Origin of the sequence: Paracoccus versutus (genome assembly GCF_029909795.1) — a bacterium.
In the GTDB taxonomy this organism is placed as follows: Bacteria; Pseudomonadota; Alphaproteobacteria; order Rhodobacterales; family Rhodobacteraceae; genus Paracoccus; species Paracoccus versutus.
Genome location: NZ_CP038197.1, coordinates 2,308,737 through 2,323,268, shown reverse-complemented (window position 1 = coordinate 2,323,268; position 14,532 = coordinate 2,308,737). Strand labels below are relative to the sequence as shown.

General features: G+C 71.8%; 13 protein-coding genes. 9 read left to right on the top strand and 4 right to left on the bottom strand.

Going from position 1 to position 14,532, the window contains the following annotated elements; all coding sequences use genetic code 11:
- Positions 1–20: 20 nt before the first annotated feature.
- The 4 genes from pbpC (at position 21) to E3U25_RS22790 (ending at position 4,455) form a co-directional block, all read left to right on the top strand.
- Positions 21–2,072: a penicillin-binding protein 1C gene (gene pbpC, locus E3U25_RS22805; RefSeq protein WP_116222972.1), complete on the top strand. Its 2,052-nt coding sequence runs from the start codon at positions 21–23 to the stop codon at positions 2,070–2,072.
- A 66-nt stretch (positions 2,073–2,138) separates the two neighbouring features.
- Positions 2,139–2,570: an alternative ribosome rescue aminoacyl-tRNA hydrolase ArfB gene (gene arfB, locus E3U25_RS22800; RefSeq protein ID WP_036760911.1), complete on the top strand. Its 432-nt coding sequence runs from the start codon at positions 2,139–2,141 to the stop codon at positions 2,568–2,570.
- Positions 2,567–3,034, top strand: a complete 468-nt coding sequence (locus E3U25_RS22795; protein ID WP_036760910.1) for an NUDIX hydrolase — start codon at positions 2,567–2,569, stop codon at positions 3,032–3,034. Before arfB ends, E3U25_RS22795 begins: the two co-directional genes overlap by 4 nt.
- Positions 3,031–4,455 (top strand): inorganic phosphate transporter, encoded by a 1,425-nt coding sequence (locus E3U25_RS22790; protein ID WP_116222973.1) that lies wholly within the window; start codon positions 3,031–3,033, stop codon positions 4,453–4,455. Before E3U25_RS22795 ends, E3U25_RS22790 begins: the two co-directional genes overlap by 4 nt.
- 110 nt (positions 4,456–4,565) lie before the next feature.
- On the opposite strand, the gene E3U25_RS22785 is transcribed toward E3U25_RS22790, so the two are convergent.
- Positions 4,566–6,227 (bottom strand): thiamine pyrophosphate-binding protein, encoded by a 1,662-nt coding sequence (locus E3U25_RS22785; protein WP_116222974.1) that lies wholly within the window; start codon positions 6,225–6,227, stop codon positions 4,566–4,568.
- An 88-nt stretch (positions 6,228–6,315) separates the two neighbouring features.
- Between E3U25_RS22785 and E3U25_RS22780 the strand changes: the two genes are divergently transcribed.
- The 5 genes from E3U25_RS22780 (at position 6,316) to E3U25_RS22760 (ending at position 10,870) form a co-directional block, all read left to right on the top strand.
- Positions 6,316–6,783, top strand: a complete 468-nt coding sequence (locus tag E3U25_RS22780; RefSeq protein WP_116222975.1) for a low molecular weight protein-tyrosine-phosphatase — start codon at positions 6,316–6,318, stop codon at positions 6,781–6,783.
- Between the two features lie 48 nt (positions 6,784–6,831).
- The gene (gene smpB / locus E3U25_RS22775; RefSeq protein WP_036760902.1) at positions 6,832–7,302 is read left to right on the top strand and encodes an SsrA-binding protein SmpB; all 471 of its coding nucleotides are present in this window, start codon (positions 6,832–6,834) and stop codon (positions 7,300–7,302) included.
- A 65-nt stretch (positions 7,303–7,367) separates the two neighbouring features.
- Positions 7,368–8,228 carry a 3-mercaptopyruvate sulfurtransferase gene (gene sseA, locus E3U25_RS22770; RefSeq protein ID WP_114534792.1) on the top strand — a complete coding sequence of 287 codons (861 nt, stop codon included), beginning with the start codon at positions 7,368–7,370 and terminating at the stop codon, positions 8,226–8,228.
- Positions 8,228–9,412 carry an amino acid aminotransferase gene (locus tag E3U25_RS22765; RefSeq protein WP_116222976.1) on the top strand — a complete coding sequence of 395 codons (1,185 nt, stop codon included), beginning with the start codon at positions 8,228–8,230 and terminating at the stop codon, positions 9,410–9,412. Before sseA ends, E3U25_RS22765 begins: the two co-directional genes overlap by 1 nt.
- 168 nt (positions 9,413–9,580) lie before the next feature.
- Entirely contained in the window at positions 9,581–10,870 is a 1,290-nt protein-coding gene (locus E3U25_RS22760; RefSeq protein WP_244295364.1) for a TerB family tellurite resistance protein, read from the top strand.
- Here the strand turns inward: E3U25_RS22760 and E3U25_RS22755 are convergent.
- From E3U25_RS22755 to ubiA, 3 genes are all read right to left on the bottom strand, one after another.
- Positions 10,867–11,193, bottom strand: a complete 327-nt coding sequence (locus E3U25_RS22755; protein ID WP_036760896.1) for a hypothetical protein — start codon at positions 11,191–11,193, stop codon at positions 10,867–10,869. The two genes, E3U25_RS22760 and E3U25_RS22755, sit on opposite strands and share 4 nt — an antisense overlap.
- A 30-nt stretch (positions 11,194–11,223) precedes the next feature.
- Positions 11,224–13,485, bottom strand: coding sequence for an OmpA family protein (locus E3U25_RS22750; RefSeq protein WP_244295366.1), 2,262 nt, complete (start codon positions 13,483–13,485; stop codon positions 11,224–11,226).
- Between the two features lie 62 nt (positions 13,486–13,547).
- Complete coding sequence (gene ubiA / locus E3U25_RS22745; RefSeq protein WP_116222978.1) at positions 13,548–14,519, bottom strand: 4-hydroxybenzoate octaprenyltransferase; 972 nt, start codon at positions 14,517–14,519, stop codon at positions 13,548–13,550.
- Positions 14,520–14,532 lie beyond the last annotated feature (13 nt).

Below are 14,532 nucleotides of genomic sequence, written 5' to 3'. Positions count from 1 at the left end.
GCCTGGCGTATTGATGGGTCATGAGAACGCGCCGCCTTGCCCTGTTTCTGATGAATTGCGTCCTGGTCCTGGGGATCGGGGCGGGGCTGCGAGACCGGTTTGACGATTGGGTCGATGCCACCGCCCTGCCCCGGCTGGACGTGCCGGTGGGGGTCGAGGTGGTGGCGCGGGACGGTTCGCTTTTGCGCGCCTTCCAGGTCGCGGACGGGCGCTGGCGGCTGGATGCGGGGCCGGTCGATCCGCTGTTTCTCGACATGCTGATGACCTGGGAGGACCGGCGGTTTGCGGGCCATGCCGGCATCGACGGGCGGGCGCTGTTGCGCGCGGGCTGGCAGGCGCTGCGGCATGGGCGGGTGGTTTCGGGCGGATCCACCCTGACCATGCAGGTGGCCCGGCTGATCGAGGAGGGACCGACCGGGCAATGGGCCGGCAAGGCCCGCCAAATCCGGCTGGCCCTGGCCCTGGAGCGGCGGCTGGAGAAGCGCGAGATCCTGGCGCTTTACCTGCGCCTTGCCCCCTATGGCGCCAATGTCGAGGGCATCCGGGCCGCGTCCCTGCAATGGTTCGGCAAGGAGCCGCGGCGACTGACCCCGGCCCAGGCCGCGCTGCTGGTGGCGCTGCCGCAATCGCCCGAGGCGCGGCGGCCGGACCGTTTCCCCGAAGCCGCCAGGGCGGCGCGGGACCGGGTGCTGGCGCGGGCGGTGCGGGCCGGGCTGATCTCGGCCGCCGACGGGCGGGCGGCGATGGCCGAACCGGTGCCGCGGGTGCGGCGCGCCTTTCCGGCGCTGGCGCCGCTGCTGGCCGCGCGGCTGCTGCGCGAGCATCCCGGTGCCCTGCGGATCGAGACCACCATCGACGCGCGCCTGCAACGCCGGGCCGAGGCGTTGGCCGCGCGCGCCGTGCAGGGCGCCGGGCGGCGGCTGTCGGCGGCCGTGGTGCTGGCCGACCACCGGACGGGCGAGATCCTGGCCGAGGTCGGCGCCGCGGATTGGACCGACGGTGCATCGGCCGGCTTCGTCGACATGGCGCGGGCCTGGCGCAGCCCCGGCTCGACGCTGAAGCCCTTTGTCTACGGGCTGGCCTTCGACGACGGGCTCGCGCATCCCGAAACGCTGATCGAGGACCGCCCGACCGCCTTCGGCCGCTGGCAGCCGCAGAATTTCGACCGTCATTTCCGCGGCACCGTCAGCCTGCGCAATGCGCTGATCTGGTCGCTGAACATCCCGGTGGTGAAGCTGGCCGAGGCGGTGGGGCCGAACCGCATCGCCCAGGCCCTGCGCCGCGGCGGGATCGAACTGCGCCTGACAGGCGAGGCGCCGGGGCTGGCCATCGTGCTGGGCGGCGCCGGCGTCACGCTGGAGGGGCTGGCCGAGGGCTATGGCGCGCTGGCCCGCGGCGGGCGGGGCATCGGCCTGTCGCCTTTGCCGGGCGGGGGCACGGAACGGGCGGCGCCGATGTTCGGCCCGGTCGCGGCCTGGCAGGTCGGGCATATCCTGGGCCAGAACCCGGCTCCGCACGGCACGCGGCTGCGGCCGCTGGCCTACAAGACCGGCACCTCCTACGGGCATCGCGACGCGCTGGCGGTGGGCTTCGACGGCGCGCATGTCGCCGCGGTCTGGCTGGGCCGGCCGGACGGGACGCCCGTGCCCGGCGCGTTTGGCGGCGAGCTGGCGGCGCCGGTGCTGTTCGACCTCTTCGACGCGCTGCCCGCGGTGGCGCTGCCGCCGCCCCCGCCGCAGGCGCTGACGCTGCCGAACAGCGCCCTGCCCCTGCCCTTGCGCCGCTTTGCCCCGCCGGGACGGGCCAGCGCCCTGGCGGCGGGCCCCGCCGCCCCCGATGCGCTGCGCCTGACCTACCCGCCCGACGGGGCCGAGATCGACGCGCGGGGGCCGCTGACCGCCAAGGCGCGGGGCGGGCGTGGGCCCTGGACCTTCCTGGTGAACGGGGCGCCCGCCGCCGTCGCACAGCCGCAGCCGGTGGCCAGCCTGCCCCATCCCGGCCCCGGCTTTGCCGAATTGACGGTGCTGGATGCCGATGGCGCCTCGGCCAGTGCGGCAATCCGGCTGCACTGAGACAATTTGCGCGCTTCGTGATTCGCTTGACCTTTTCTTGGCCGGGATTTGCGACATATTCGCACCATGCTGCGCATCACCGACCAGATCGCCATCGAGGAATGGGAACTGTCCGAACAGTTCACCCGGTCCCAGGGACCGGGCGGGCAGAACGTGAACAAGGTCGAGACCGCCGTCGAGCTGCGATTCGAGGCCGAGCGGTCGCCGCACCTGTCGCCGCCGGTCAAGGCGCGGCTGAAGCGCCTGGCCGGGCGGCGCTGGACGCAGGACGGCGCCCTGCTGATCCGGGCCGAGGAGACCCGCAGCCAGGCCCGCAACCGCGAGCTTGCGCGCGAGCGGCTGGCCGAGCTGATCCGCCAGGCGCTGGTCGCGCCGCGCAAGCGCATCCCGACCCGGCCGACGCTGGGCAGCCAGCGCCGCCGCCTGGCCGCCAAGACCCAGCGCGGCGAGGTCAAGGCCGGGCGCGGCCGCATCCGCGACGCGGAGGATCCGGCATGATCGTCCAGTTCCGCGATAGGCTGGCGCGGCTGATCGGCCGCCGCCCGCCCGACATGCAGGTCGCGGCGCTGTGCCTGAACCAAGCGACCGGCGAGGTGCTTTTGGTGACGAGCCGCGGCACCGGGCGCTGGATCGTGCCCAAGGGCTGGCCCATGCCCGGCCGCAGCCTGGCCGATGCCGCCCGGCAGGAGGCCTGGGAGGAGGCCGGCGTCAAGGGCCGCGTCGCCGAGGCCGAGATCGGCCGCTATCACTATGACAAGGACCAGGACCGCGGCTTCGCCATCCCGGTCGAGGTGCGGGTCTTTCCGCTTTACGTCGAGGGGCTGGACGAGGATTTCCCCGAGGCGCATGAGCGCAGGCGCCGCTGGTTCGCGCCCGAGGACGCAGCCCGCATGGTGGCCGAGACCGGGCTGAAGCAGATCCTGCGCCGCCTGCCCGCCCAGCGGCGGCACCCCCCGGAATGAGACGCGAACCCCGCGAATACCGCACGCTCGACAAGGATCTGAGCCGCGTCACCAATGCCGAGCGCGCGGTGCTGCATTCGGCCCGGCCGCTGATGCGGCTGGGGCTGGCGCTGATCTTCATCGCCGCGGCCAGCTATGTCGGCACCGGGTTCTTCGCCGACCAGCCGGCCATCGGCATCCTGGCGGCCGGCCTGGCGGTCGCGGCCTATCTGGCGCTGTCGATCGGCGGCAACGACGTGGCCAACGCGCTGGGGCCGGCGGTGGGCGCGGGGGCCATCGGCATGACCGCGGGCCTCATGCTCGTCGCGGGGATGGAGGTTCTGGGCGCGGTCATCGCCGGCAGCGCCGTCACCGCCACGCTGACCGAGGGGCTGGTCGGCAGCACCCTGGGCGAGGGGGAGGCGACGGCGCGGATGATGCTGGCGGCGCTGCTGGCGGCGGGCAGCTGGATCAGCCTTGCCACCTGGCTCGACGCGCCGGTCAGCACCACGCATTCCGTGGTCGGCGCCATCGCCGGCGCGGGAATGGCGACCTTTGGCCTGGGCGCAGTGAACTGGCCGGCGATGGGGATGATCGCCTTTGGCTGGATCGTCTCGCCGCTGGTTTCGGGCCTGGCGGCGGCGGGGCTGATGGCGCTGCTGCGCGCGCTGGTGCTGGACCGCAAGGATCGCGTCGCCGCCGCCCGCACCTGGATGCCGGTGGTGGTCGGGCTGGCCTCGGCCATGCTGGCGGGGGTGGCGGAGCTGGCCTGGCACGGCTCGGGCCTGGCGGCGAATGCGGGCCTGGCCCTGGCCTGCGGCGCGCTCGGCTGGGCCTATACCCGGCGGCGCATCGACCGGCAGTCGCGCGGCGAGGCCGGCGGGCGTCTGGCGATGAAGCAATTGCTGGCGGTGCCGCTGATCGCCGCGGCGCTGGTCATGGGCTTTGCGCATGGCGCCAACGACACCTCGAACGTGGCCGCGCCGCTGACCATCATCCTCGACAGCCTGTCGGCCGGGGGGGACGACGATCTGCGCGCCCGGCTGGTGCTGCTGCTGGGGGGCCTGGGCATCGCGCTGGGGATCCTGCTTTTCGGGCGGCGGCTGGTGCATATGGTCGGCAGCCGCATCACCCGGCTGAACGCGTCGCGCGCGCTTTGCGTCTCGCTGGCGACGGCGGCGACGGTGCTGGGGGCCTCGCTTCTGGGCCTGCCGCTTTCGACCACGCATGTCGCGGTGGGGGGCGTGTTCGGCGTCGGCTTCTATCGCGAATGGCGCGACCGCCGGCTGGCGGCCAGCCACGCCCCCCTGCCCGCCGAGGAGCGCCGGCGCCGCCACCTGGTGCGCCGGTCCTACATGCGGATGATCCTGGGCGCCTGGCTGGTGACGGTGCCCGCGACCGCCGCGCTGGCGGCCGCGCTGGTCTGGATCGGCGGGTTCTAGGGCCGACGCTTTCCGGGAAAACCATCCGCGCCTGATCCGGGCCACGGCCCTGCTCCCGTGGGCGCGATCCGCGGCCAATCGGCCGCCCTTGCCGTCCGCGTGCGCACTCATCAGGCCCGGCGCAGCCCGGCCTCGCCCGCCGCGCGGGTCTGGGACAGCGTGGCGCCGGTGCTCAGCGCCTCGGGGTCCAGCGCCAGCTCCAGCACCGCCAGGGTGCCGGCGGCCTGGGCGCGGGCGAAGGCCTCGGCGAAATCCTCCTGCCGCTCGACCCGCTCGCCATGGCCGCCATAGGCGCGGGCCAGGGCGGCGAAATCGGGATTGGCCAGCGCCGTGCCCGAGACGCGGCCGGGATAGCTGCGCTCCTGATGCATGCGGATGGTGCCGTAATGGCCGTTGTTGGCCACGATGACGATGACGGCAGCGCCATGCTGGGCGGCGGTGGAAAGCTCGTTCACCGTCATCTGCAGGCAGCCGTCGCCGGCCATGCAGACCACGCTGCGGCCGGGATGTTCCAGCTTGGCGGCGATGGCGGCGGGCAGGCCGTAGCCCATCGAGCCCGAGGTCGGCGCCAGCTGCGTGCCGAAGCGGCGGAAGCGGTAATAGCGATGGATGAAGGCCGCGTAGTTCCCGGCGCCATTGGTGACGATCGCATCCGGCGGCAGGTGGTCCGAGAGCCAGCGCGCCACCGCCTCCATCCGCACCGCGCCGGGGGTGGAGCGGGGCTGCTGCCACGCCTCGTAGCCCGCGCGCAGCCCGGCGGTCCAATCGTCCCAGCGCCGCGGCGCGGGCAAGGCGGCCAGCGCCGCCACCACCGCGCGCGGATCGGCGACCAGCCCCGGATCGGGCCGCCACAGATGCCCCAGCTCGTCGGGCGAGGGGTGGACGTGGATCACCCGCGCATGCGGGCGCACCGGGTCCATCAGCTCGTAGCCGCGCGTCAGCGTGTCGCCCAGCCGCGAGCCCAGGGACAGCACGCAATCCGCCTGCGACAGCGCCTGCCCCAGCGCCGGGTTCATGCCGACGCCCAGGTCGCCGACATAGTTCGGATGCGCATTGTCCATATGCCCCTGCCGGCGGAAGGGCACCGCGACCGGCAGGCCCCAGCCTGCGGCAAAGCGCGCCAGGTCGTCGGCGGCCGCCTGCGACCACAGCGTGCCGCCGGGCACGACCAGCGGCCGCTCGGCCCCGGCCAGCGCCTGGGCGATGGCCTTGATCGATTCCGCGGCGACGGCGGAAAGCGGCGGGGCCGGCGGGGCCAGGTCCGGCACCTCGGCGCGGGCTGAAAGCATGTCCTCGGGCAGCGCCAGCACCACCGGGCCGGGCCGGCCCGACATGGCCAGGTGAAAGGCGCGCGAGACATATTCCGGGATGCGCTCGGTCTGGTCGATCTCGGCCACCCATTTCGCCAGCGGGCCGAACATGGCGCGATAATCGACCTCCTGGAAGGCGTCGCGGTCGCGGTCGGCGCGGGCGATCTGGCCGACGAACAGGATCATCGGCGTCGAATCCTGCCGCGCCACATGCACCCCGGCGCTGGCGTTGGTGGCACCGGGACCGCGGGTGACGAAGGCCACGCCCGGCCGCCCGGTCAGCTTGCCATGCGCCTCGGCCATCATCGCCGCACCGCCCTCGTGCCGGCAGGTGACGTTCTGGATGCCGGATGCGTAAAGCCCGTCCAGCGCCGCCAGGAAGCTTTCGCCGGGGACCGAGAACACCCGCCCGACCCCGTTCGCCTTCAACGCATCGACCAGAATCTGCCCGCCATGCCGCATCGCCGCCGTCTCCCTGCTTTTCTTTGCGGCCAGTCTGGGCCAGCTTGCGCGGGACTGGCAAGATGGTGCCGGTCCATCGAGGTCGATCATGCCGCAATCGGTTCTTTTCGTCTGCCTGGGCAATATCTGCCGCTCGCCCCTGGCCGAGGCCGCGCTGCGCGCCGCGGCCGAAGCCGCGGGGGCGCGGCTGCTGGTCGACTCGGCCGGGACCGGCGACTGGCACCTGGGCCGCGCGCCCGACCGCCGGGCGCAGGCAGTGGCGGCACGGGCCGGCATCGACATATCGAACCTACGCGCCCGGCAGGTCGGGCCCGACGACTTCCATCGCTTCGACCATATCGTCGCCATTGACCACGAAAACCTGGCCGCCCTGCGCCGTCTTGCGCCGCCCGAGGGGCGGGCGCGGCTGTCCCTGCTGCTGGACCATGTGCCGGGGCGCAGGGGGCAGGCGGTCGCCGATCCCTATTTCGGCGAGGCCGCCGGCTTCGACGCCACCTGGCGCGACGTGACCGCCGGGACGCAGGCCCTGCTGCGGCTGATCCTGGGGCCAGGGTGAAGGCCCGGCCTTTACAGCCGCGGCCCCCCGCCCTATCTCTGCCCGATCATGGCCACGAAATCCGACCCGAACTACAAGATCATCGCCGAGAACCGCCGGGCGCGCTTCGACTATTTCATCGAAAGCGACCTCGAGGTCGGCATCGTGCTGACCGGGTCCGAGGTGAAAAGCCTGCGCACCGGCCAGTCCAACATCGCCGAAAGCTATGCCTCGGTGGAACAGGGCGAGCTGTGGCTGATCAACGCCTATATCGCCGCCTACAAGCAGGCCGGCGTCTTCGGGCACGAGGAACGGCGCCGCCGCAAGCTGCTGGTCTCGCGCAAGGAACTGGCCCGCCTGTGGCAGGCCATCGGGCGCGAGGGCATGACGCTGGTGCCGCTGGTGATGTATTTCAACGACCGCGGCAAGGTGAAGCTGAAGATCGGCGTCGCCAAGGGCAAGAAGGTCGCCGACAAGCGCGAAACCGCGGCCAAGCGCGACTGGAACCGGCAAAAACAGCGTTTGCTGAAGCAGGGTTAAGCCTTGCCGCCCCGCGCGGCTGCGGTTACATCGGTGTCGTTTCTGCGCGCGCGGGAGGAAGGCCGATGTCCACCGATTCCGACGATCCCAAGGTGCTGGTCTCGACCGGCTGGCTGGCAGCCCATCTGAACGATCCCGACCTGCGCATCATCGACGCCACCTGGTTCCTGGAACCCGGCCGCGACGCGCGGGCCGAATACATGGCCGCGCATATCCCCGGCGCCCGCTTCTTCGACATCGACGAGATCGCCGACAAGCGCAGCGAACTGCCGCACATGGCGCCCCAGCCCGAGATGTTCATCAGCCGCATGCGCGCCATGGGCATCGGCGACGGCCATCAGGTGGTGGTCTACGACAATTCGCCGGTGCGCTCGGCGGCGCGGGTCTGGTGGACCTTCAAGCTGATGGGCAAGCAGGACGTGGCGGTGCTGGACGGCGGTCTGGGCAAATGGCTGGCCGAGGGCCGCGAGATCGAGGACATGCCGCCGATCCTGCGCGACCGCCACATCACCGTGCAGCGCCAGGCGGCGCTGGTGCGCGACGTGACCCAGGTCGCGGCGGCCAGCAAGCTGGCCGATCACGAGATCGTCGATGCCCGTTCCGCCGAACGCTTCCGCGGCGAGGCGCCCGAGCCGCGCCCCGGCCTGCGCTCGGGCCACATCCCCGGCTCGAAAAGCCTGCCCTTCGGCCGGCTCTACAACGCGGACGGCACGCTGAAGCCGGCCGCCGAACTCCGGGCCGAGTTCGAGGCGGCGGGGGTGGACCTGTCGAAGCCGGTGATCACCACCTGCGGCTCGGGGGTGACGGCGGCTTCGCTGTTCCTGGCGCTCGAACGGATCGGGCACCGGGACCATTCGCTTTATGACGGAAGCTGGACCGAATGGGGCAGCTTCCCCGACCTTAAAATCGCAACCGGAGACGCGTGATGCTGGGCAATCTGAAACCGCAGGCCCCCGACAAGATCCTGGCCCTGATGGGCGAATTCAGGGCCGATCCCCGCCAGGGCAAGATCGACCTGGGCGTGGGGGTCTACAAGGACGCGACCGGCCACACCCCGATCATGCGCGCCGTCCATGCCGCCGAACAGCGCATGCTGGAGACCGAGACCACCAAGACCTATGCCGGCCTGTCGGGCGAGCCCGAGTTCCACAAGGCCATGGGCGAGCTGATCCTGGGCGACGGGCTCAAGCCCGAGACCACCGCGACGCTGGCCACCGTCGGCGGCACCGGCGCCATCCGCCAGGCGCTGGAGCTGGCGCGCATGGCGAACCCCGACCTGCGGGTCTTCGTCAGCGACCCGACCTGGCCGAACCATGTCTCGATCATGAATTTCATGGGCCTGCCGGTCCAGACCTACCGCTATTTCGACGCCGAGACCCGCGGCGTGGATTTCGAGGGCATGAAGGCCGACATCGCCACGGCGAAAAAGGGCGACGTTGTGCTGCTGCACGGCTGCTGCCACAACCCGACCGGCGCCAACCTGACGCTGGAGCAATGGGCCGAGGTGGCCTCGGTGCTGGAGCAGACCGGCGCGCTGCCGCTGATCGACCTGGCCTACCAGGGCTTCGGCGACGGGCTGGAAGAGGACGCGGCCGGCACCCGGCTGATCGCCTCGCGCATCCCCGAGGTGCTGGTCGCGGCCTCGTGCAGCAAGAACTTCGGCATCTACCGCGAACGCACCGGCTGCCTGCTGGCGCTGTGCGCCGATGCGGCGACGCGCGAGCTGGCGCAGGGCGCCATGGCCTTCCTGAACCGTCAGACCTATTCCTTCCCGCCCTTCCACGGCGCCAAGATCGTCTCGACCGTGCTCAACACGCCGGAGCTGCGCGCCGACTGGATGGCCGAGCTGGAAGCGGTGCGCGGCGGCATGCTGCGCCTGCGCGAGCAACTGGCGGGCGAATTGCGCGACCTCAGCGGCTCGGACCGCTTCGGCTTCGTCGCCCAGCATCGCGGCATGTTCTCGCGCCTGGGCGCCACGCCCGAGCAGGTCAAGCGCATCAAGGAAGAATTCGGCATCTACATGGTTGGCGATTCGCGCATCAACATCGCCGGTCTGAACGACAGCACCATCCCGATCCTGGCCCGCGCCATCATCGAGGCGGGGGTTTAAGCCACCGCAGCCATCGCAAGGGGGGCGCCGGAAACGGCGCCCTTTTTTCGTTCCGGCCGGCCGATCTGGACAGGCCGCCCTTGCGCGAAACCCGGTTGCGGCGCCAAGGCCCGCTGCTGGAGTTGTCGCGGGACAATTCGCGCAATAGCTTGCAATGCAAGAAAATTTGTGCCGCCCGGCCTGGACGATGCCATCGCGTTTTGCCAGACCGCGCCGCCCTTGCGCAAGCGCAAGGATTTTCTGGACCGCAGCGCGCTGTCCGCCGACCTCAAGGCACCCCTTTACGACCCGGCGCAATTCACGATCAAGGTCGGCGAGGTCGTGGTGGCCATCGGCCGGCGCATGGTCAGCATCGCCCTCTGGCTGGCGCGGACGATCCCCAACACCGCCCTGGGCGTGGCGGTCGCGCTGACGCTCACCGCCGTGATCGGGGGCGATCCCCTTTGGGGTCGGGGCGGCTCTCACGCTGATACTGAACAAGCTTCTGCAGCTGATCGGCCTTACCGCGGGCGCGATCGAGGACATCCGCCAGCACGCGATGAAAGAAGCGATGGACCGGGTGGCCCGGCAATTCGCCAGCTTCGGGACGGTTGCGGCATGACCACGGAACAGGACCAGATCGGCGCGTTCAGCGAGGTCAAGCGCGTCATCGCCAATGACCTGAAGTTCAAGGCCCGGCTGGGCATCCGCGAGGACGCCTTTACCTCGCTCAAGCTCGGCAAGACCATCGGCAGCCTGTCGGACCTGGGCGGCGCCGCGGCCACCGGGGCCGGTATCGCGCAATCGGGGGTCGTCGCCTCGACCTTCTTTGCCAAGTCCGGCTTGATGGCAGCCCTTGGCATCGGCGGCGCGGCGGCGACGCCGGTGGGCTGGGTCGTCGCCGCGGCCCTGGCCAGCGGCGGCGCCTATTACGGGGTGACGCGGCTTTTCAAGGGCTACGAGGCGTCCCGCGTCGAGGTGGTGCCCCGCTTCCTGCACACGCCCATCGACCTGCTGGGCGCCTCGATGCTGGACCTGATGGGGTCGCTGTCGCTGAAGGTCGCGGCGATGGACGGGCAGATCGACCCGCGCGAAGTCGCCGTCATCCGCGATTACTTCGTGCATGACTGGGGCTATGACGCGGATTACGTCGGCCAGGCGCTGTCGGTGCTGCAAGCCAATGCCGACAAGTCCCGGCTGGCCGAGATGACCCAGGCCCTGGCCGCCTTCGTCCACGCCAATCCCGATTGCAAGTTCACTGCCATCCAGCAGGAGATCAAGGTGCTGCTGCTGGAGATCGCGCATGCCGACGGCAAGCTGGACGAGCGCGAGGACATGGCCATCGAGCGCATCCTGCGGGCGCTGGACGAGCAGAACTCGGTCCGCGCCTCGATCGGCCGCGCGGCCTCGGGGACGGTGGCGGCGGCTTCCTCGGCGGCGGGCTGGATCGGCAGCCGGTTCGGCCTGGGCGGAAGCTAGCGACCCAGCTTGCGGTCGATATAGGCGCGCAGTTCCTCGATCTCGGTCAGGCTTTCGTGCAGCTGCGCCTGCCGGGCGCGCAGCTCGGCCTCGGTGCGGGACAGCCGGGCGACCAGGTCGGCCTCGCGCGTCTCCAGCGCGTCCACGGCGCGGTCGCGTTCCTCCTCGGCCTCGTGCAGCTGCTGGGCCATGCTTTCCAGTTCGCCCATCTCGGCGCGGGTGACGCGGGACAGGCGGTGGATCAGCCAGCTTGCGAACCAGCCCAGCATGAAGGCGGCGAACAGGATGATCGCGGTGGCGACGATGAATTCGGTGCGGTTCATGCGAAGGGCTTCAGGGCAAGGGGTTGCGGGTCACGGCGCCGCGGGCCGCGGCAGGGGGCGGTTCACGTGCAAGGCATCGCGCGCGGGCATGGTCGCCGCCTCGGTGGCGGCGCCGACCAGCGCCTCGCGCGCGGGGCGGGTGGCGGCCTCGACGGGATCGACCGGCTCGGCGGGCGGGGGCAGCAAGCTGGCCGCGGGCTGGGTCGCGGCCCGCAGCGCCGGCAGTTCCGGCAGCGCGGCCTCTTGCGCCGGCCGGCTGGCGACGCGCGCGGGATCGACGCCCGACAGCAGCAGCCGCACCGGCTCGGTCGCGGCGAACAGCGCCGCCTCGGGGTCGGTGGGCACGCCCAGCGCCGGGCCGATGGCGGCGGTCGCGGCATGGCGCGCGGCTTGCGCGGCCCGCGCCGCCACCCTTTCGGGACTGTCGGTCACGCCCTTGACCAGTTCGGCGGGGGCCGGCGCCTCGGTCACGACCGGATCGTCGGCCAGCAGCATGAATTCGATGCGCCGGTTCGCCTCGCGCCCGGCATCGCTGTCGTTATCGGCGATGGGCCGGCTTTCGCCATAGCCCTTGGCGGTCATGTTGCGGGTGTCCATCCCGGCCTCGGTCATCGCCGCCAGCACCGCCTGCGAGCGGGCGCGCGACAATTCGGCGTTGAAACCCTCGGACCCCTGCGAGTCGGTATGGCCGCCGATCTCGATGCGGAAATCCGCGCAAAGCTTCATCGTCTCGGCCAGAAGCGCCAGGGTCGGTCCCGGATCGCCGGCGATGACGGATTTGTTCGGCTCGAAGCCGATCTCGGATTGCTGCATCGCCGCGTTCAGCCGGTCGACGCATTCGACGCCCGAGGGCAGGCCCAGGAGCGGGTCCATGCGCCGGTCGTAGCGGATCGCCAGCTCATAGCGCGCGCCCGCACCCAGCCGCTGCGCCAGCCGCGCCGCCGCCATGTCCGAGGCGGTCTGGCTGCCCGAGACACCGCTGATGCGCACCAGCTCGGGCGTCACCCTGGCCTCGCCGCGCACCAGCCCGTCCAGCGCCTCGAGCGCGGCGATGGCGCGCAGCGTCCAGCCCTCGGGGACCGAGGCATCGCTGCGCAGCGCGCTGTCCACCTGGCCGAAACGCGCCCGCGCCAGGCTTTCCACCGCGTCGCGCATCCGCTCGTCGGTGATGCGGCCGCGCAGGCTGACGCCGCCTGCATCGACCATGGCCGAGAACTCGGCCGGTCCCGCCTGGACCTCGCCGGGCTTTTCGTGCCGGGCGGCCAGCGTGAAGGCCGGGGGCAGCGCCGCCTCAAGCCGGCCCACCGTCTCGTCGAAGGCTGCCGCCGCGACCTCGGGGGGGGCAAGCAGCGCCACATCGGTATCCGAGATCGTGACCGAGCCCGCCCCCAGCGCCTCGACGGCGCGGATGGCAGGGACGGCGGCATCGGCCCAGCGCGGAGAGGGCGCGCCCAGGCCCAGCGTGCAAGGCGCCGCGTCCGGCACGCCGGCAGCGCGCCCGGCCTCCAGGATGCGGTCGCGCGCGCTTTCGGTGTCGGCGGCGCAGGCGTCGAAGCGGGCGCCCGCCCCGTCCTTGACGAAGCGCAGGGTAAAGGGCGCGATCACCGGCCGCGGCGCGGTGATGTCGGCGGTCAGCGTCACCGAGGCCGGCCTGGCGCGGTTCAGCGCCATCTCCAGGTCGCGTTTCTCGCGCGGGCTGTCGGCGATGGCGCGGACCGAGACCGCCCCGGCCGCGATCGAGATCTTGGCCCGCTTGGCCAGCTGCGCGGCCCTGAGGCCGAGGGCAAAGGCATCCTCCCAAGCCTCGGGAACCGGGTAGTCGGCGCTTTCCATCAGGTCCGAGACCTGGGCTACGCCGGTCTGGCGCTTCAGCCGCTCGACCAGCGCGGCGCGGTCCAGCGTCGCCGGGACCAGGCCGATGATCGAAACGCCCCGGTCGTTGCGCAAAAGCTCGATCTCGAAGGCGGGGGTGGCCAGTTCGGCGGCGGCGGCGACCTGCATCCGGTCGATCACCCGGCCGGCATCGACCACGGTTTCGGCGCGCGCGCGGGCGCGAAAACGCTGCACCTCGTCGGGCGCGATGCCCTCCAGCCGCACCTGCAGGCCGTCGGTGCTGACCTCTACCCATTCGTAATCGGCCAGGGCGGCGCGCAGATCCTGGGCCGAGCGGGTCTGGATGAAATCCGCGGCCGCGCGGGCGCCCAGGAACGACAGGCCGGCGGCCGCCGCAAGGGCGATCAGGCTGGCGACAAGAACAGGGCCACGACGCGCTTGCCGCTGGGGATGAGCCATCCGGGGAACCTTGGGACTGTTACCGACCCGCCGCATGTAAACCCTGCGCCGGGTTTTCGCAATCAGACCAGCCCCGCCAAGGCAAGAAACAGCGCAACCACCAGCCCGGCGTCGCGGTTGCTGCGAAACAGCCGCAGGCAGCCGGCGCTGTCGGTCATGTCGAAGCGCCACAGCTGCCAGGCCAGATGCGCAGCGAAACCGACCACGCCCAGCAGGCCGAAGGTCAGGCCCAGCCCCTGGGGCGCGGCCGCCATCACCGCCAGCCCCAGAAGCAGCACCGAGGCGGTGCCGAAGCCCGCCAGCCAGCGCGGCGTGTCGGCGCCGAACAGCCGGGCGGTGGACTTGACGCCGATCAGCGCGTCGTCCTCGGCATCCTGGTGGGCATAGATGGTGTCGTAGAAGATCGTCCAGGCGATGCCCGACAGATAGGCCAGCACCGGCGCCGGGGCCAGGTTGCCGGTATGCGCCGCCCAGGCCAGCAGCACGCCCCAGTTGAAGGCCAGGCCCAGGAAGACCTGCGGCCACCAGGTGAAGCGCTTGGCAAAGGGATAGACCGCCACCAGCGCCAGCGAGGCCACGCCCAGCGCGATGGCCGCACCCCCCAGCGTCAGCAGGATGGCAAGGCCGGCCAGCGACTGCGCCACCAGCCAGACCAGCGCCCCGCGGACCGTCACCTGCCCCGAGGGGATCGGGCGCGAGCGCGTGCGCGCCACCTTGTCGTCGATGTCGCGGTCGGTGATGTCGTTCCAGGTGCAGCCGGCGCCGCGCATCAGCACCGCGCCCACGCCGCAGGCCACGGCGATCCACAGGTCGCGCCATTCCGGCCCGTCGGCGATCATCGCCAGCCCGATGCCCCACCAGCAGGGCAGCAGCAAAAGCCAGGTGCCGATCGGCCGGTCGGCGCGCGACAGGCGCAGCCACGGCCTCCAGTCCAGCGGCGCATGGCGGTCCACCCAATTGTCGGGCGGCGCGTCGGCGACGGTGCTTGGGCCCTCTGGCGTCTGCCCCTCTGGCGTCTGACGGTCGGTCTGCATTAGGCTGCGCCCC

Excerpts from the sequence above, each read along its gene's own strand:
- pbpC (WP_116222972.1), top strand. The coding sequence starts at position 21 with ATGAGAACGCGCCGCCTTGCCCTGTTTCTGATGAATTGCGTCCTGGTC.
- arfB (WP_036760911.1), top strand. The coding sequence starts at position 2,139 with ATGCTGCGCATCACCGACCAGATCGCCATCGAGGAATGGGAACTGTCC.
- E3U25_RS22795 (WP_036760910.1), top strand. The coding sequence starts at position 2,567 with ATGATCGTCCAGTTCCGCGATAGGCTGGCGCGGCTGATCGGCCGCCGC.
- E3U25_RS22790 (WP_116222973.1), top strand. The coding sequence starts at position 3,031 with ATGAGACGCGAACCCCGCGAATACCGCACGCTCGACAAGGATCTGAGC.
- E3U25_RS22785 (WP_116222974.1), bottom strand. The coding sequence starts at position 6,227 with ATGCGGCATGGCGGGCAGATTCTGGTCGATGCGTTGAAGGCGAACGGG.
- E3U25_RS22780 (WP_116222975.1), top strand. The coding sequence starts at position 6,316 with ATGCCGCAATCGGTTCTTTTCGTCTGCCTGGGCAATATCTGCCGCTCG.
- smpB (WP_036760902.1), top strand. The coding sequence starts at position 6,832 with ATGGCCACGAAATCCGACCCGAACTACAAGATCATCGCCGAGAACCGC.
- sseA (WP_114534792.1), top strand. The coding sequence starts at position 7,368 with ATGTCCACCGATTCCGACGATCCCAAGGTGCTGGTCTCGACCGGCTGG.
- E3U25_RS22765 (WP_116222976.1), top strand. The coding sequence starts at position 8,228 with ATGCTGGGCAATCTGAAACCGCAGGCCCCCGACAAGATCCTGGCCCTG.
- E3U25_RS22755 (WP_036760896.1), bottom strand. The coding sequence starts at position 11,193 with ATGAACCGCACCGAATTCATCGTCGCCACCGCGATCATCCTGTTCGCC.
- E3U25_RS22750 (WP_244295366.1), bottom strand. The coding sequence starts at position 13,485 with ATGGCTCATCCCCAGCGGCAAGCGCGTCGTGGCCCTGTTCTTGTCGCC.
- ubiA (WP_116222978.1), bottom strand. The coding sequence starts at position 14,519 with ATGCAGACCGACCGTCAGACGCCAGAGGGGCAGACGCCAGAGGGCCCA.